Consider the following 18,684-nt stretch of genomic DNA (forward strand, 5'->3'; position numbering starts at 1 on the left):
GCTCCCTTTTCCCATTTTATATAGAAGAAAACGGTGGTGCAAAATGATGAGAACGAAACAAAACCAATGGTGGAAAAAAGCGACAGTCTATCAAATTTATCCGAAAAGCTTTAACGATACGACAGGAAGCGGTGTCGGCGACATTCAGGGAATCATCGAAAAGCTCGATTATATCAAAGAGCTGGCGTGTGATGTGATTTGGCTGACGCCGATTTATGCATCCCCGCAGCATGATAACGGGTATGACATCAGCGATTATTACCGGATTCATGAAGAATACGGAACTATGGCCGACTTTGAGGAGCTTCTCGAGGAAGCCCATCAACGCGGAATCAAGGTGATTATGGACCTTGTCGTCAACCATACATCGACAGAGCATAAATGGTTTAAAGAAGCATCGTCTTCGAAAGATCATCCTTACCGCGATTTTTACATTTGGAAAGATATGAAGCCGGATGGTTCGCCGCCGACAAACTGGGAGTCAAAATTCGGCGGTTCCGCCTGGCAGTTTGATGAAAAGGCGGGGCAGTATTATTTGCACCTTTACGATGTCACACAGGCTGATTTAAATTGGGAAAACGAAGAGGTCAGAAAAAAAGTGTATGAGATGATGCATTTTTGGTTTGAAAAAGGAATTGACGGCTTCAGGCTTGACGTCATCAACGTCATTTCAAAAGATCAGCGTTTTCCCGATGACGACAAGGGAGACGGACGAAGGTTTTATACGGATGGGCCAAGGGTGCACGAATTTTTGCACGAAATGAACAGAGAGGTTTTTTCTCAATATGACAGCATGACGGTCGGGGAAATGTCATCGACGACGATTGCCGATTGCATCCGCTACACAAACCCGGAAAGCCGGGAGCTCGATATGGTCTTTAACTTTCATCATTTAAAAGCGGACTATCCAAACGGCGAAAAATGGGCGCTTGCTGATTTCGATTTTCTCAAGCTGAAAAAGATTCTGTCTGAATGGCAGATTGAAATGAATCAAGGGGGCGGCTGGAATGCGCTGTTCTGGTGCAACCATGATCAGCCGCGCATCGTCTCGCGCTACGGTGATGACGGGAAATACCGCAAAAAATCGGCGAAAATGCTGGCAACCGCGATTCATATGCTGCAAGGCACCCCATACATTTACCAAGGGGAAGAAATCGGTATGACAGACCCGAAGTTTGACGATATTTCTCTTTATCGGGATGTAGAGTCTTTAAATATGTACCGCCTGATGAAAGAAGAGGGAAAATCCGAAGCGGAGATCCTCAAGATTTTGCAGGCAAAGTCACGCGATAATTCGCGGACGCCTGTGCAATGGAATGATGGGGAAAATGCCGGATTTACAACGGGAACACCGTGGATTCCGGTGCCTGACAATTACAAACACATCAATGTCGAAGAAGCGCTCCGCGATCCTGATTCGATTTTCTACCATTATAAAAAGTTAAATGAGCTGCGCAAACAATACGATATCATCACGACAGGCGATTATCAGCTCATTCTTGAAGACGATCCGGATCTTTACGCATATGTGAGAAACGGGGAAAATGAAAAGCTTTTGGTCATCAATAATTTTTACGGCAGAGAAAGCGAATTCCGCCTGCCGGATGATCTTGATGTTGAAGGATATACAGCCAATGTTCTCATTTCCAACGACCCCGACATTCCGGAGCGTTTGACAAGCTTTAAGGTGAAACCTTATCAATCGATTGTTTATCATCTTCGCAAACCATGCTAAACTAAGCTTGGTGGTAAAAAAATGAAAGTCAACAAATATATGATGATTTACAAAGAAATCGCAGACCAAATCGATCAAGGCGTGTTAAACGCCGGTGATATTTTGTCATCGGAAAATGACCTGGCCGAGCACTATGAGACGTCAAGAGAAACCGTCCGGAAAGCGCTGAATGTGCTTGCGCAAAACGGATACATTCAAAAAATTAAGGGAAAAGGCTCGGTTGTGCTGAACAGGGAAAAAATGCAGTTCCCGGTTTCCGGCCTCGTCAGTTTTAAAGAGCTTTCCGAAACGCTCGGCAAAGAAACAAAGACGACGGTGCATGAATTCGGCTTGACGCTCCCGAACGCATATATACAAAAACAGCTTCGGATCTCCGCTGATGAAGACATATGGCGTGTCGTCCGGTCGAGAAACATCAACGGCGAGCGTGTCATTCTGGACAAGGATTATTTTATCCGCCAAAACGTACCGCTGTTAACAAAAGAGATATGCGAGGATTCGATCTATCAATACCTCGAAGGCGAGCTCGGGCTTGTTATCAGCTACGCCCATAAAGAAATCGTCGTGGAGCCGTGTACGGAAGCGGATCAAAAGTATTTGGATCTCAACGGATATGACCATATCGTCGTGGTGAAAAATTTCGTTTTTCTCGATGATACGACTTTGTTCCAATACACGGAAAGCAGACACCGCCTTGATAAATTTCGGTTTGTCGATTTTGCCAGAAGAGAGAAATAGCACGGTCCGCCTGTCGGCGGCCGTGTTTTTTTGTGCAGCCGTTTCTGCTCCCGTGCCGATTGAATATGATGTGATACGTGTAACGTAAAAAGGGAGGCTGTAGGAATGATTCATGAAACAGCGAAAATCGGAAAGAATGTCGTGTTCGGAGAACATGTCGTGATTGAGGAAAACGTGATGATCGGAGATGATGTGGAAATTGGCCACCATGCCGTCATTAAAAAGAATACACAGATTGGAGACAGAGTGAAGATCGGCGATTTGGCCGTCTTAGGCAAAGCGGCTTCATCAAACAAAAAAATGGCGCGAAAGCCGAAAAAGAAAGGAGCACCTTTAAAGATTGAAGCCGATGCGGTTATCGGTTCAAATGTTGTGATTTATCGGGCCGTGCTTTTGGATCAAGGGGTGTTCGTCGGAGATATGGCAAGCATCCGCGAAAATGTAACGGTTGGCAAAGAAAGCATCATCGGGCGTAACGCCATGGTTGAGAACAACACGACGATCGGCAGCCGGGTGACGATTCAAACGGGATGCTATATCACCGCGGATATGGAGATTGAAGATGAAGTGTTTATCGGTCCGCGCTGTTCAACATCAAATGACAAATATATGGGGATGGGCAATTATCCATATCAAGGTCCGGTGATTAAAAGGGGCGCGAAAATCGGCAATAATGCGACATTGCTGCCGGCGGTTGTCATCGGCGAGCAAGCGGTCATCGGGGCCGGCGCCGTCATCACGAAAGATATTCCTGCCGGCAAAACGGCTGTGGGCAATCCGGGGCGGGTTGTGAAATAAGATTTTTATTTGTAATTACGGAAGTTTAATAGATGTTATGAGGCATACAGAAAATCATTTCGTCAGGGTCCATTCTTAATAAAAAGAGGTGTTTTTCACAAGTTAAATAACGTGGCTTACTGATGATGGCGGTCATATTATATTTAAGCTTCACAAGATAAGCAGTGGAGCACACATAATATGATCGAAGGTGAAAAATATTATGTCAATTCAAAATTTAGTGGTGAACGGAGGCTTTGAGTCCGGAACCCTGTCTCCTTGGAGCGGAAGCAATTCGTCTGTGAACGGCCAATTTTCACATTCGGGTTTTTTCTCTGCCAGGATGTTGGGTGGGACTTCAACTTCGTTCATCGCTCAGTTTGTTCCGATTGAGCAGGGAGAAAGCGGGGAGTTTTTTGTTTCTTTAGCGAAGCCCGAGTTACTTCCTGCTCCTTCTGTGGCAATACAGATCACTTATTTTGATGATGCGTTTAATTTTCTTGGATTTGGCTTATTCGCAACTATTCCATCAAGCAGGATACCTGCTGCAGAAAATGGGACATGGCTTGAGATTTACAAAACAATCGAAGCGGCGCCACAAGGCACCACACAAGCGTTTATTTTAATCATTAACTTGCCGCAATTGGGAACAACAGATGTTTTAATTGATGATGTTGCATTGCTAGATGTAGATGGGGGTGTAGGCCCGACGGGAGCAACCGGCCCAACGGGAGCAACCGGCCCAACGGGAGCAGCCGGTCCAACGGGAGTGACCGGCCCAACGGGAGCAACCGGCCCAACGGGAGCAGCCGGCCCAACAGGAGCAACCGGCCCAACAGGAGCAGCCGGCCCAACGGGAGTGACCGGCCCAACGGGAGCAACCGGCCCAACGGGAGCAGCCGGTCCAACGGGAGTGACCGGCCCAACGGGAGCAACCGGCCCAACGGGAGTGACCGGCCCAACGGGAGCAACCGGCCCAACGGGAGCAGCCGGCCCAACGGGAGTGACCGGCCCAAGAGGAGCAACCGGCCCAACGGGAGCAACCGGCCCAACGGGAGCAACCGGCCCAACGGGAGTGACCGGCCCAAGAGGAGCAACCGGCCCAAGAGGAGCAACCGGCCCAAGAGGAGCAACCGGCCCAACGGGAGTGACCGGCCCAACGGGAGCAGCCGGCCCAACGGGAGCGACCGGTCCAACGGGAGCAACCGGCCCAACGGGAGCAGCCGGTCCAACGGGAGTGACCGGCCCAACGGGAGCAACCGGCCCAACGGGAGCGACCGGTCCGACGGGAGCAACTGGTCCAGGCAGTATATTGGCTTCACCAACACAATCAAACATGCCTCTAACATTAACAATTGATACAGAGTTGTCGGTTTTAGCAACAACAGTTTCCACTTCAGATGGGCAAAGTGTAAAGCTCGATTCAATGGCTGAAGTAGATATAATAGTAGGCCCAGCTGGGTTATTCCAATATAGTATTGTCTTTAGTTTTTATAGAAATGGGGAAGTTATTGCACAAGTTACTGAAGATAATCAAGGTGAAAAATCAACAGGATTGATTCGTCTGTATAGTGATATTCCTAATCTAACTTGGGTTGATAATCCGGGATCCGGGACGCAAACTTATGAGCTTAGAATAACGGTTACCGGTAATAACATTTTAACGGCTTCAGCCAACACCAGGTCATTAACCGCTGTAATATACGGTTGATTAAATAATTTTTCGAGCAGAATAAGAGATTTTATCAATTGATATTCTCAAAGCTCAGGTTTGGAGAGAGTAGAGTTCGGTAATGAGATTCAAAATTGACGGTAAATGTGTTGAAGCAATGAGTTAAATAACGTGACCGCATTATTGTAGAAAACATAGTATATGTTAGCTTTAACCTTGAAAAAGAGTTAAAGCAAATATAGAAAAAGGGAGGTTTAAATCCTAGATGTCGATTCAAAATGTGGTCATTAATGGAAGTTTTGAAAACGGGACACTTGCACCTTGGGTTGGGCAAAATGCTACAGTCACAACTCAATTTTCTCACTCTGGTTTTTGGTCGGCGAGGTTGCTGGGAGGGAATGTAGTTTCATATATCGCTCAATTTGCTCCAGTCGACGCAGGAGAAGGTTTAGAATTTCTTGTTTCCCTGGCAAAGGTTGGTTTTGCCCCATCTCCTCAAGTTCAGATTCAAGTCTCTTATTTTGATAGTTCATTTAACTTTCTAGGCCAAGGACTCTTTGTTAATATTCCTTTCAATAGATTACCAGTTGTCGAAAACAATACATGGCTTGAAGTCTATCAAACAACGACCCCGGCTCCAGCTGGTGCTACTATGGCTTTTATTTTAATTAATACTTTGCCGCAGGCAGGAACAGCTGATGTAATAGTAGATGATGTAGCTCTATTAGATGTAGAAGGCGGAGGAGTAGGCCCAACAGGTCCACAAGGTCCGACCGGCCCAACAGGTCCAACAGGCCCAGCAGGCCCGACAGGAGCGACAGGAGCGACAGGTCCAACAGGAGCGACAGGTCCGACAGGTCCAACAGGAGCGACAGGAGCGACAGGTCCAACAGGAGCGACAGGTCCGACAGGTCCAACAGGAGCGACAGGAGCGACAGGTCCAACAGGAGCGACAGGAGCGACAGGTCCAACAGGAGCGACAGGTCCGACAGGAGCAACAGGTCCGACAGGAGCAACAGGAGCGACAGGTCCGACAGGAGCAACAGGAGCGACAGGTCCGACAGGAGCAACAGGAGCGACAGGTCCGACAGGAGCAACAGGAGCGACCGGCCCGACAGGTCCAGCAGGAGCAACAGGAGCGACAGGTCCAACAGGAGCGACCGGCCCGACAGGTCCAGCAGGAGCAACAGGAGCGACCGGCCCGACAGGTCCGACAGGAGCAACAGGAGCGACAGGAGCGACAGGTCCAACAGGAGCGACCGGCCCGACAGGTCCGACAGGTCCGACAGGAGCGACAGGTCCAACAGGAGCGACAGGTCCAACAGGTCCAACAGGAGCGACAGGTCCGACAGGTCCAACAGGAGCGACAGGTCCAACAGGAGCGACAGGTCCGACAGGTCCAACAGGAGCGACAGGTCCAACAGGAGCGACCGGCCCGACAGGTCCGACGGGAGCAACGGGAGCAACCGGCCCAACTGGCCCAACCGGCCCAACCGGCCCAACTGGCCCAACTGGCCCAACCGGCCCAACCGGCCCGACAGGTCCAACCGGCCCAACTGGCGGTGCAGCATTGCAACAATCCCGAAAGTTCCTTAATCAGTCAAGACTGAGTTAACTTCACTTTGTTTCTGGGACTCCATTATTATTGTGGCAGCAGCTATAACTATAGCATCTAAGACCTACAGTGTTTTAGGAGGGGTGCATGAAAGCCGTCGGCTTTCATGCGCCTCTTTTTTATGAAAAAAGGAATTCAAAAATAAGAGGACTGGCCGATAAGTATATGTCTTATCAGACAGCCCTCTAATTCATATGACATTCAAATGCAGTTTAGTTAGATTTATATCAGCAAATGATCCATCTCCTCTTTTAGGTGATCAATATCTTCCCTATACATTTCTTTTCCGGAAACCAAACTCAAATGAAAATAACTAAGCATTTTTTCTAGCAAAGGCCGGACACACTTTTTCTTCGCTTCTTCGTCAAGGTGCCGTGTAAATCCGTTCTTTTGATACTCCTTTGCAATAGCTGCATAGACTTTTCCGATGGTAAAATATTTCAATTCCTTTCTGTGGGTTTCCTCAAGTTCGTTCCAATTGATATAAGGCAAATATACATCTTCACTAAAATGCTCAATAATATATTCCATCACATGAATGATAGACGGTATTCGTTTGTCTATATGATAAGTGAAATTTTTTTGGTGTCTCCGATAGCAATAAACAGGTTTATTTAAATAATGGTATTTCCAGCCGCGTTTAATATTGACGATACTATTCAATGTGTCACCGGCATATAGATTCTTACAATCGGCGACCCAGGAGTAGTTATGCTTGCGATAAAAAGACAATTTGAACAATCCTACCATTGGATACACACCGGACCCGCCTCTTTCAAACACACGACGTATCACTTCATCATCCGTATATGATTGGTAAGTCCAGCTTCCGATCGTTTTGCTATCAGCATCGACTAATAAAAAGTCTCCGTAAACATAATCTAAATTCTCTTGTTCATAAAAACATTCCATCAAATCATAGAGCACATTGTCATACGCCAAAAAATCATCTGCGCTGACAGGCATTACATATTCACCTGTAGCTTCTTCGAAAATCTCTGTGAATGCCGTATCTGCCATGCCTGAATTTTCTTGATGGCATATCGTTTTTATGTTTGGATGCTGTTCTTTATAAGCATTTATTATTTCAATTGAACCGTCGGTGGAATGATCATCCACAATGATGATTTCCATATTCGGATACGTCTGATTCATGACAGACTGAACGCATTGGTCCAAAAAACGGGCGTAATTGTAATTGACGATTCCGACTGTGATTTTAGGCGGATTGAGAATGGCTGTGTGTACACTCGTTTTTGCCGGTTTTGCCAGCTTTGAGATGGTTTCTTCGATTTGCTTCATTTGTTTGTCAAACGAATAATGCTTTTCAATATAAGCCCGGTATTGAACGGAGGAATAGTCATGTTCAGTGACCATTTCGACCAGTTCATCAATCGTGTTCCATACAAATGCCGCATCGTAAATCGTTTTTGCACCGTAAAAATTGTGAACAAGTGGTTTGATTCCTTTTGCCATCGCTTCCATAACCGACATTTGCTGGCTTTCCAAAAGGCTTGTCGAAATGAGATAATGCTTATCTTCCAAGTATCGGTTGATATCGCTCTGCCAGCCGTCCATCTGGACGCTGTCCTGCAAATCCAGCTCTTCAATCATTTGTTTAAAATATAATTGATAGCGGATGTCTTGATACTGACCGGCGATAAACAATTTGTATCTTGGATCTTTGTCATGAATCGCTTTGAACGCGTGCAATAAAAGCATCGGCCCTTTTTTATAATTGATATAGCCGACACATGCGATATGAAACCCTTTTTCACGTTCAGTAAACGTATACTGGTCTAAGTTTACCCCATTTGGGATGGTGACGGCCTGTGTATTTTCCAGACTTTTCACTTGATTCACCACGAATTGCTCCATGTGTTTTCCGTCAAAAATCACTTGATCCACCGTATTCCAGCGAACTTGATGGATATACGCTGTAAAAGCTTCATAGCTGTGAAGCCTGCAAATTAATGTTTTTTGCTGTGCGAAAGGCAGCTTGCTTCCATAAACGATCAGGTTGTCACACCATTCAAACCAGCAAATATCCGCCCATTTCATGCCTTTATCGACTTGTTTCAGATCTGTAACCACCGCTTTTACTGTTCTGTATGAATCGGAAAGATGGTCGATTACAGGGTTGATAAACGTATCCAAATTCGGTTTGACAAAGAAAACGATTTTCGGCCGAACTTTTTCAATGCTCTGGAAAAGACTGCTTTTCTCCATATACAATTTCTTTTTCTGTGTGTGATTCATAAAAAAAGCAGCATCATCATACAGTTCACAAGCTTGTTGAATCCGTCCTTTCTTTTCATAAATCAAACCTAAACTGACGAGTATGACAGGATTAAATGGATCTGCTTTCAGTCTATCTTTGATGATTTGTTCGGCTTCCTCCCAGTTTTCTTCAGCCGTCACCCGGGTCATTTCATGTTCACCGGCGAGATCCAGTGAACGCAACAGTACATCGAGTTCATGATTTTGAGCCACCTCAAGCATCCTCCTATATGAACGAAATTTTCTCTAGTACTATCTATATTCACCGAAGAATGCGAAGTTGCCGTGATATTCATCCCCACTCTTTTTGAACTATGGCAATGGTACAAACAAGAAACCTGCTTCACTCATAATCTATTGAAGTGAAGATATCATGATAAGGAGTGAACATATTTGGTCACGATCAGCCTATGTATGATAGTCAAAAATGAAGAAGAAGTATTGGCAAGATGTCTTGATACCGTGAAAGACATCGTAGATGAGATCAATATTGTCGATACAGGGTCGACTGACAAAACGGTCGAAATCGCGAAAGAGTACACAGACCGCGTCTTTTTCTTTGAATGGATCGGCAATTTTGCGGCGGCCAGAAATGAATCATTTAAGCATGCCACAAAAGATTACATTCTTTATTTGGATGCGGATGATGTTTTGCTTGAAGAAGATCAAAAGAAATTAAAAGAATTGAAGGAAACGCTGGACCCATCGGTTGATTCGGTTTCAATGTACTATGACGCCGGCACAGACGAATACGGAAATGTGACGCTGAGATACCGCCGCAACCGTTTAGTGAAAAGGGAGAGAAACTTTAAATGGAGAGGCGACTGTCACCAGTATCTTGAAGTCTACGGGAATATCATCAATGCCGATATCTCTGTCACACATAAAAAAATCCGCCATTCCGTCGGACGCAACTTGAATATTTACCAGCAGAAAATTGATCGGGGCGACGAGTTTTCAGCGCGAGACTACTTTTACTATGGAAATGAATTGAGAGAAAACCGCCATTACGAAAAAGCGATCGAAAGCTATGATCAAAACATTGCCATGAAAGAAGGCTGGATTGAAGATAAAGTGTACGCCTGCATTAATAAAGCGGACTGCTACCGCTTTCTCGGAGATATGGAAAACGAGCTCAGATCGCTGTTCCAGTCTTTTGAATTCTCGAAAACGCCGCGTGCTGAGACGTGCAGCCGAATCGGCTACAATTTTCAGCGCAGACGGGAATTCCATGCGGCCATCTATTGGTATGATCAGGCGACAAAACTCGTTCCGGACTCCAATAAATGGAGTTTCAGCTATCCGGCCTACTACACCTGGTATCCTCATCTGCAAATGTGTGTCTGCTATTATAATTTAGGAGATTTTGAAAAATCGCACCAGCATAACGAAGCGGCACGGAAATATCGTCCAAATGATAAGTCAGTTCTTCATAATAAACAATTGTTAGAAGGAAAATTAGGAATAAACAAATAAAAAAACAAAAGCTTACTTGTCAAGTAGGCTTTTGTTTTTATTTTTACGATGACGGCGCACCGCATAAAAAATGGAAACCCCCCATCCGATCAATAAGGTGGCATAAATAGCGGCACTCCATAAAGCGGTGATAGAGCAGAAGAGAATCAGGCTCCGGACATTGGTGACGATAATAAAGCCTCCTACAAGGACTCCCAGCAAATATGCCGGCAAAATCCGCACAAGCCAGGCTGCAATAGGAGCTGCAACAATTCCGCCTAACATCAGGGCAATCGTCCATGTCCAATTCACTTCCTCCCAGCCTAATGAGATCAAAAAACCTGCAGTAGCAGAAACCGCAATTGCAAACTCGCTTGTATCCACTGTACCGACGGTTTTTCTAACGGAAGCTCCCTTTTTCGATAACAATACAGGGGTTGCAATCGGTCCCCATCCGCCGCCTCCGGTTGCATCGGCAAAACCCGCGGCTAACCCTAAAGCGATTGACTGTTTTCTTGTCAAATCAATCGATTTTTTCTGACTGCTTGGATGAAATTTAAATAGAAAACGAAACAGGATATATATCCCTAATATGAATAGAAACAAAGAAATAAAAGGTTTAACAACATCGCCGGGCAGGCTGCTCAAAAAGCATGCCCCCGTAAATGCACCAACAGAACCGGGGATGATCAATTTATATAAAGCCGATCGGTCGACATTTCCAAATTTCATATGGGAAACACCTGAAGCGGCGGTGGTCACGACTTCTGCAAAGTGAATCGATGCCGAAGCTGCTGCCGGGGCGATTCCGAACGTCAGTAAAAGCGATGCCGAAGTAACGCCGTAAGCCATTCCGAGCGCACCATCAATGAGCTGAGCGAAAAAGCCTATCATTGCAAAGATCATCAGTTTTCTCATAGCCATACCCCTTGTGAAAAATAGGTGAGGACTAAATATATGATATCTAAGTTATTCTATGCTTCGATCGCTTCGCGGTGTGGTTAAACACCGGAGGTACTCTGTTAAATAATGAAGCTGTCTGAGAGATTCGGCGGTTTTAATGGGCGAAAGGACAGAGGTCTACTCCGGAAACCGGAATGAGCATATGATGATAAAAAGAATGTTGGAGGGATTTTAGCGATGTTATACCATACATTTCATGATCAGCATAAAAGCATAACAAAACATTTATTCGAGAACATTCAAGATACATTCACAATAGAGTTTTGGGCCAAGCCAGTTCCGGAAGTAAAGGAGGAACGGTATGCTGTGATACCAGTTTCCGGCGTAAATGGAGAAGGCGGTGGATCTTTTCTGGCCGGTGTTGGGATTTCACTTGGAGCAAACGGTATTACAGTATACGAACATGAAGCGGTTCTAACAGAGGCTTTGGCTTTTACCTTTCCCTCGCCTTTAAACGACTTGACACATATTGCACTGGTATACCAGGATAAAACGCCCTTTCTATATATTAACGGGCAATTTGTTAAAAAGGGGAATGTCAGCACCTTCAAAACGGTTGTTCCATCGGGAGTTTTCAAGGGATCTGGCACCCGTGACTTTAACGGAAAACTTGATGAAATCAGAATTTGGAGTAAAGCAAAAACACAATCTGAAATTTTGGAACATATGAACAGAAAACCGGCTCAAAACGAACCCGGTCTGTTTGGCTGCTGGAAATGGAGTGAAGGCGGCAAAAAGATGGTCCAGGCTGCTGATGGAACAATTAAAGGTCCCGCAGTGAAAAAAACAAACCTAAAGATTCTCTTTACTTTTTTTGTGCCGAGCGGAGGTGTGGAAACATTAAACAGACAGCGTTTGTATGCTCTTCACCAATTCGGTGTAAAATGTGATTTTTTATATTTACAAGAAGGAACAGGGCTGCAAAACAAGGTGAATACCTCTATTTTTATAACAAATTATGAAGACGAAATTAAAGAGATCATCTTTAGAGAAAATTATGATGCCATTGTAGTCGGTTCAGACCTTCTTTTGCTGAAAACCATAAGAGAATTTGTATATCAAGGGCTGTTGATTTATGAAGTGCAAGGGCTGGGCAACAATAAAGAGTATGTAGATGAGTTTTTGGAGATCCATGCTTATTCTATCGTCAATGAATGCAGTGATGCGATTTTATATCCGCAAACACCGCATCTCCAGCAAGCGTTTGAAAAGTATTTTCCTGCAAAAAAGAAATTTTGTTTTCATAATTGCTTTAACACAAAGGAGTTCCACTATCAGACGCTTCCGAAACAAAACAACCCGATTATCGGCTGGGTGGGAAGGCTGGAAGAAAATAAAAATTGGAGGGATTTTCTCTCTATCGGAGCAAAGCTGATCCAGAAAAATGATTCCATTCAACTTTGGATGTTTGAAGACAGTACATTGGCGGAAGAAGAAGAAAGGAGCGCATTTGCAGAAAGAATAAACGAGCTGAATCTGAAAGAGCATCTGACCGTTTATGCAAACCAGCCGCATCAAAAAATGGCCGAATACTTTTCCATCATCGGCGATTCGGGGGGATTTTTATGCTCCACCTCTAAAGTAGAAGGGTTCGGATATGCCGTACTTGAAGCGATGGTTTGCAGGTGTCCCGTTCTGACAACCGATTCCGACGGAGTGCGCAGTTTTATTACCCATAATGTAACAGGGAAGTTTTTTGAACTTGGAGACATCCATCAAGCGGTACAAGAAGGGAAAGAACTCATTGCAAATGGTGTTTTAAGAGAAGAGATTAGACGGAATGCTCTGAAACACATTGAAGACCATTTCGCGCCGGAAAAATACGCGGAACGCTTCTTGAATATGATTCATGAGTTAAAACATGTCATTTAAAAAATCCCTTTGAAAGGGATTTTTTAGTTTTATAAAAACCGGGAACCTGATCTGAACGATTCCCGGCGATTTTTTGCTTTCTTTTTACCAGTTGTTATCTTTTTCGTACCCTAATTGGATCAGTGCTTCTCCCGCTATTTCTTTAAACGCTTGCTTGTGGCTTTCATTAAATTCCTCTTGCCAATCTCCTATTTTTCCTTTTCTAAATGTATCTGAAGCGCTGGAATGAATATTTTGTTTCATTTTTTGAAGCAATTGCTGCTTTGATAATTGTAATGACTGAAGATCTTCCCATAAGAAATCGATGATGTGCATGATCGTTTTATTTTGCGAAGCTTCATCGCGCATAAGGTCTTCAAACGTCACGATGCAGATTCCGGAAGCTTGCGCCCATTGTAAAAAGTTTTTTGTGAAGTCAAGTATATTTGGCAGCAAGCCAATTCCATATTCAGCTTGTTCTTCTTGATTTAGTGAAGCACCTTTTATGATCGCCATCAGCCGTTCTTCGTGATTTTTCAAATGATGTTTCATATATGGATTCCATGGATGATTATATTTGTTGATCATGACAAAATGGACGAGTGAAACGGCTATATCTCTTAAATCTCTATAGATAAATATTGTTTTGATATCTGTTTCATTTAATATTTTTTCCCGATCTGCAGAGTGTGCAAAGTGGCCTGTGGCTACGTATCCTGGTTTAAGATCTTTTAAATGCTTTTCTTCGAAAACCCAGAAATCGGTCCGTCTCATTCCCGGAATTCCGAGGATAATTTGCAGCAGTAAATGAGTTCCGCTTTTTGGTACGGAATTGACTAATACTTTCGGTAAACGAATCTGCTGCTTGTTTTGAAATAAGTTGATTTTCAAAATTGTTGTGTCATAAAGTTCCCCGAACTCGTAATCTTCTCCCAATATGACAGAACGGGTGCTCACAAGACGATATCCATTATCGATAATGGCAACCGGAGTTTGTTCTGATTCTTCTTTCGTGTCACAGCCTTTAATAATCATATCGTACAATGCGAGGATTGAAGACGGAAATGCACCTTTGCCATAAATTAAAGAGAAAGGCGTATCTGCACCAAGCATACCTTTACGTATAGCGTCTTTTTCAGTGGCGCCCGGTAATTCAATCAGGACAACCCTCGGATCTTCAATATTTTTCATTGTTTGGATAGCAGACTGATCCAATGTTCGATCGATAATGATCAGCTTATAATTGCTAAATGATTGCTCTAACAATTGCTCTAATTTTTCGATTGTTTTTTCAGACCCGTCTTGAACAGGATAAATAATGGTTAAAAGATAAGGAATGTTTCTTCGATTTCTTGCTTGATGTCTAGCGAGGTTAAAAGCATATCTCCATCTGCGGTGCTCTTCTTTTGAGTTTCTTAGTTTAGCAGATACACTCAGCGGGGAATTGGTTCGATATTCCATCAGCACTTCTTCGATAAAAACAATATCACAATGCTCTGTCAGGCGCAGCCAGTACTCATAATCCTCAACAGGTTCGAGGTGATATCCGTCTATCATAGCTGCAAATTGTTTCTTGTACATAAAAGATACACCGATAAAACAAACATCAAGAAGGTTTTCTTTCGGTTGATTTTGATACTTGTAAAATTCTTCTAAGCTTGGCTCTTTTAAATAATCCCCTTTATGGTCAATATGCCGAAAGCTGCTGAAAGACAGCCCGACATTGGCCGGGGCTGTTTCCAATGCATGCCGAAGCTTTTCAATGAAATCAGGATAATAAATATTATCACTTGAAACCCATGTGAAATATTTAACTTCTTCTATTTTCATCAAATAGTCAAACCCGATGTTTAAGGTTTTTGCTACTCCTTCATTTTTTTCTTTAAGAATAATGTGAACCCTGTCGTCTTGTTTTGTTATATCTTTGATGACAGCTACAGTTTCAGGGGGAGCGCCGTCTGAAACGATGACAAAATAAAAGTTCTGATAGCTTTGCAGCAGAATCGACTGCAGGGCTAATGTCAAATATTCAGGAGTTTGCTTATAAACGGGCATCACTATCCCTACATCTCTCATTTCCATCCACCTTTCAAATGTATGATTTTTCAATCACATGTTTGAACGATAAAATTTCAAAATATCAGCTAGTGATGATTCCAGCGAAATAACCGGTTTCCATCCTAATTTCATTATTTTGGCAGGGTCCAGATCCGGTTTTGCTGATGTTTTTTCATTGTTTCGCGACTTGATCTCAAATTCGATTGCTGTCAGTTTTTTGTAAATATGGACCACTTCGTTAAGAGAATGGCTCCTGCCTGTGGCAATTACATAAACTTCCCCTGGTTCGCCGTTTGTTAAAAGGATTTCATAAGCACGGACCACATCCCGTACATCCAAAAAATCGAGCTGAACGTTTAAATTGTCAACTTCAAGGACCTTTTCTCCATTATTTTTTTCCATGTCGACAATGTTGCGAGCGAAAACCGAACAAACGCCTTTGGAAAATCCAGGTCCTATTAAATTCGACGGCTTAGCAATGATGATCTGCATGTTGTAAAGATGTTCCCATGTTTGAGCAACCAAGACTTGCAGTGTTTTGCTGAGGCTGTATGGATGTTGAAGAGTAGACAGATCTTTTAAATCAAACTGCAAAATGGAACCGGCAACACAGATTTTACATTCGGGACTTTCCTGACGAAGAGCGTCTATTAAATACAAAGTGGATAAAAGATTGTTTTCCAGTGTTGAAACAGGATCAAGCCAAGACTGCCCGACATGGTTTTGTCCGGCTAAATGAAGGAGATACTGAGGTTTTGTTTTTTTGATTAAGTTTGCTACCGCGTCTTTGTCTGTCAGGTTGCAGCGTTCAATTTTAATATTCCCTTCAGGTGCCTTGACCCTTGTTATGGCCGTAACATCAAATCCCGCCTGCGAAAAGTGCCGGCATGCGTGCCGGCCGGTAAATCCGCCCGCTCCGGTGATTAATATTTTAGGGAGCTGACTCATTGATATTTCATCCAATCTAGTACGATATGCCTTTGCGGATTGGAGAAAAAGAAATAGAATGTCATATTATCAAAATTCTCTTTCTGGAAATGATTTTGCTTTGCATGATAGCAACCTTCCTTTCTTTTCATTTTATGGTTGAAAATGCAGGATGGATTGAATGCCGGCTTCATCTCGTTTTCATGATGAAAAACGCTGTAAATCCTTATTCTATTTGTCTTAATATGTTATGAATTTCTTTTTTGATTGCTATAGGCTGTCTGTTTACTGCTATAAGCCGAAATTGACATTTAAAAAACATCAGCCGTGGCAAGTTGTCATCTGGGATCATACATTATCTTGGGATTTTTGCCGAACAAGGAGGAAAATAGATGATTCCGCTAATCAATTTAAAAAAGCAGTTTCAAAAGGTGAAAGCCGACATTTTACATGAAGTCGAACTTGTATTAGACAGCGGCCAATATATATTGGGGCCGAAAGTCGCGGAGCTGGAGAAAAAAATAGCCGCAAAGCTCGGAGCGGGAGAAGCCGTAGCGGTTGCGAACGGTACGGACGCGTTAGTGCTGACGCTCGAAGCATTCGGCATCGGCAAGGGAGATGAAGTCATCACAACGCCGTTTACGTTTTTCGCCAGCGCCGAAGCCGTCTCAAGAGTCGGTGCGACTCCAGTGTTTGCCGATGTCGATCGGGAAACCTACAATCTTGATCCGGCTAAAATAGAGGAAAAAATCACACCGGCGACAAAGGCGATCATTCCCGTTCATCTTTTCGGCCAGCCGGCTGATATGGATGAAATCACGGCGGTGGCCAAACGGCATGAACTGATTGTGATCGAGGATGCGTGCCAGGCGTTCGGCGCCACATATAAAGGCCGCCCTGTCGGCAGTCTTGGGGATGCAGCCTGCTTTTCATTTTTTCCGACGAAAAATTTGGGAACCTTGGGTGACGGAGGCATGGTGACCATCTCGGACTCTGAGGCGGCCCAACGGGTCAAAACGCTCAGAACGCATGGCACGAGCAAAAAATACTTTCACGACAAAATCGGCTATAACAGCCGGCTCGATGAATTGCACGCGGCCATTTTGCTGATTCTTCTTGAAAAGATCGACGGCTGGAATGAACAAAGAAGGAAAATCGCTGCAAAGTACAATGAATCATTGCGAGAAGCTTCATTTACACTGCCGGCGGAAAAGGAGGACCGCACACATATCTATCATCTCTATTGTATCGGCGCGAAAAATCGCCAGGAGATCATGCAATTGCTGAAGGACGAGGACATCCACTCAGGTGTTTACTATCCGTGCTGTCTTCATCTGCAGGATGTTTACGCTTCTCTGAAATACAAAAAAGGAGATTTTCCTGTCGCAGAGTCTTTATCGGAAACTTTGTTCGCCGTCCCGATGGATCCTTTCCTGACAAACGAAGAACAAGAACAGGTCATCTCCGTCCTGCTTGGCACAGGAGGCGGGCAAAAGTGACGCTTCATTTCGGCCTGATCGGCTGCGGCTACATGTCCAGAAAACATCTGCGCGCCCTCAATCTGTGCGACGGGGCGGAACTATCGGCAGTCAGTGATGTACAAAACGAAAGAATGGCGGAAGCGGCTGAATACTATGCAGCGATGGGCAGCACGAAACGAAACATCGCGCGCTATGAACAATATCACGATTTGCTTGCTGATGAGAACGTCGAAGCCGTGATCATTGCCGCCGTTTCCGGACTTCATGCGGAAATGGCGAAAAAGTCTTTGCTGGCGGGAAAGCATGTTGTCTTGGAAAAACCAATGACACTGTCTTTGAAAGATGCCGACGACATCATTGAGCTGGCGGAGCGGAAAAGTCTGAAGCTTATGGTCTGCCATCAAATGCGCCACCGGCCGATCATGAGAAAAATAAAAGACACGATCGAACAAGGCAAATTGGGAAAGCCATACTTAGGCGCCGTTTCGCTTCGCTTGAACCGCTCTCCTGCGTATTATGAGGCGGCCGCATGGCGGGGAAGCTGGGAAAAGGACGGTGGTATGCTTGTCAACCAGGGCATACATTTGATCGATCTTTTGCAATGGTTTTTAGGCGATGTAAAAAGCGTATACGGTGATATGCTGACCGTTTCACCCGCAAAGGAAACGGAAGATGTGGCCCTTGGCGTCCTGACTTTTGGCAATCAGGCAAAGGGGGTTATCGAAGCCAATATTGTCACACAGCCAAACAATCTGGGGAGTTCGCTTTCGATCTTTGCGGAAAACGGAGCGATTTCATTGGAGGGACCATCTTTAAACAAGATCAACCGCTGGTTTATCGCCGGGAAAGAGAAGGATAGGAAAGAAGCGGAAAAGCTGATTGATCAAGAGGGCGAGCAAACCGCCATGTACCAAAATTTCATCAGCGCCGTGCAATCAGATGAACCGCTTTTGATTGACGGATATGAAGGAAAAAAAGCGTTGCAAACCATTTTTGGCATCTATCAATCTGCACTGTCCAAAAGAGTCGTCGAACTGCCGCTTCCATCATTTCAAACGGCTGACATGAACAAGAAATAGGTTTGTGAAATAGTAAATCGTCCCTTTCAAAAAAAGATATGAATCATATTTTA

The 18,684-nt window shown here is 44.3% G+C and carries 12 protein-coding genes and 2 pseudogenes; 10 read left to right on the forward strand and 4 right to left on the reverse strand.

What is annotated here, in order from left to right; genetic code table 11:
- Positions 1–46: 46 nt before the first annotated feature.
- From treC to P3X63_RS04345, 6 genes and pseudogenes are all read left to right on the forward strand, one after another.
- Entirely contained in the window at positions 47–1,735 is a 1,689-nt protein-coding gene (treC, locus tag P3X63_RS04320) for an alpha,alpha-phosphotrehalase (protein ID WP_277692887.1), read from the forward strand.
- A gap of 21 nt (positions 1,736–1,756) precedes the next feature.
- Positions 1,757–2,473, forward strand: coding sequence for a trehalose operon repressor (gene treR / locus P3X63_RS04325; RefSeq protein WP_026589595.1), 717 nt, complete (start codon positions 1,757–1,759; stop codon positions 2,471–2,473).
- A 105-nt stretch (positions 2,474–2,578) separates the two neighbouring features.
- Complete coding sequence (locus P3X63_RS04330) at positions 2,579–3,271, forward strand: acyltransferase (protein WP_026589594.1); 693 nt, start codon at positions 2,579–2,581, stop codon at positions 3,269–3,271.
- 202 nt (positions 3,272–3,473) lie between these two features.
- A pseudogene (locus P3X63_RS22800) lies at positions 3,474–4,424 on the forward strand (NTTRR-F1 domain); the annotation flags it as partial.
- Between the two features lie 138 nt (positions 4,425–4,562).
- A complete protein-coding gene (locus tag P3X63_RS04340) occupies positions 4,563–4,961 on the forward strand; it encodes a hypothetical protein (RefSeq protein ID WP_277692962.1) in 399 nt (132 codons plus the stop codon).
- Between the two features lie 226 nt (positions 4,962–5,187).
- A pseudogene (locus tag P3X63_RS04345) lies at positions 5,188–6,480 on the forward strand (NTTRR-F1 domain); the annotation flags it as partial.
- Between the two features lie 279 nt (positions 6,481–6,759).
- Here P3X63_RS04345 and P3X63_RS04350 read toward each other — a convergent pair.
- Entirely contained in the window at positions 6,760–9,030 is a 2,271-nt protein-coding gene (locus P3X63_RS04350) for a glycosyltransferase (protein WP_277692502.1), read from the reverse strand.
- Positions 9,031–9,210: 180 nt separating this feature from the next.
- Between P3X63_RS04350 and P3X63_RS04355 the strand changes: the two genes are divergently transcribed.
- Positions 9,211–10,293: a glycosyltransferase gene (locus tag P3X63_RS04355; RefSeq protein ID WP_277692503.1), complete on the forward strand. Its 1,083-nt coding sequence runs from the start codon at positions 9,211–9,213 to the stop codon at positions 10,291–10,293.
- A gap of 12 nt (positions 10,294–10,305) precedes the next feature.
- Here P3X63_RS04355 and P3X63_RS04360 read toward each other — a convergent pair whose 3' ends face one another.
- Complete coding sequence (locus P3X63_RS04360) at positions 10,306–11,190, reverse strand: sulfite exporter TauE/SafE family protein (protein ID WP_277692504.1); 885 nt, start codon at positions 11,188–11,190, stop codon at positions 10,306–10,308.
- A gap of 222 nt (positions 11,191–11,412) precedes the next feature.
- Between P3X63_RS04360 and P3X63_RS04365 the strand changes: the two genes are divergently transcribed.
- The gene (locus P3X63_RS04365; RefSeq protein ID WP_277692505.1) at positions 11,413–13,107 is read left to right on the forward strand and encodes a glycosyltransferase; all 1,695 of its coding nucleotides are present in this window, start codon (positions 11,413–11,415) and stop codon (positions 13,105–13,107) included.
- An 84-nt stretch (positions 13,108–13,191) separates the two neighbouring features.
- Here P3X63_RS04365 and P3X63_RS04370 read toward each other — a convergent pair whose 3' ends face one another.
- Both P3X63_RS04370 and P3X63_RS04375 read right to left on the reverse strand, forming a co-directional pair.
- Positions 13,192–15,162, reverse strand: coding sequence for a glycosyltransferase (locus tag P3X63_RS04370; protein WP_277692506.1), 1,971 nt, complete (start codon positions 15,160–15,162; stop codon positions 13,192–13,194).
- A gap of 33 nt (positions 15,163–15,195) precedes the next feature.
- Entirely contained in the window at positions 15,196–16,092 is an 897-nt protein-coding gene (locus P3X63_RS04375; RefSeq protein WP_026589587.1) for an NAD-dependent epimerase/dehydratase family protein, read from the reverse strand.
- Positions 16,093–16,463: 371 nt separating this feature from the next.
- Between P3X63_RS04375 and P3X63_RS04380 the strand changes: the two genes are divergently transcribed.
- Together P3X63_RS04380 and P3X63_RS04385 are read left to right on the forward strand one after the other, a co-directional pair.
- Complete coding sequence (locus P3X63_RS04380) at positions 16,464–17,570, forward strand: DegT/DnrJ/EryC1/StrS family aminotransferase (RefSeq protein ID WP_277692507.1); 1,107 nt, start codon at positions 16,464–16,466, stop codon at positions 17,568–17,570.
- Positions 17,567–18,631 carry a Gfo/Idh/MocA family protein gene (locus tag P3X63_RS04385; RefSeq protein ID WP_026589584.1) on the forward strand — a complete coding sequence of 355 codons (1,065 nt, stop codon included), beginning with the start codon at positions 17,567–17,569 and terminating at the stop codon, positions 18,629–18,631. The genes P3X63_RS04380 and P3X63_RS04385 overlap by 4 nt, the downstream gene beginning before the upstream one ends.
- Positions 18,632–18,684 lie beyond the last annotated feature (53 nt).

The organism is Bacillus sp. HSf4, assembly GCF_029537375.1.
In the GTDB taxonomy this organism is placed as follows: domain Bacteria; phylum Bacillota; class Bacilli; order Bacillales; family Bacillaceae; genus Bacillus; species Bacillus sonorensis_A.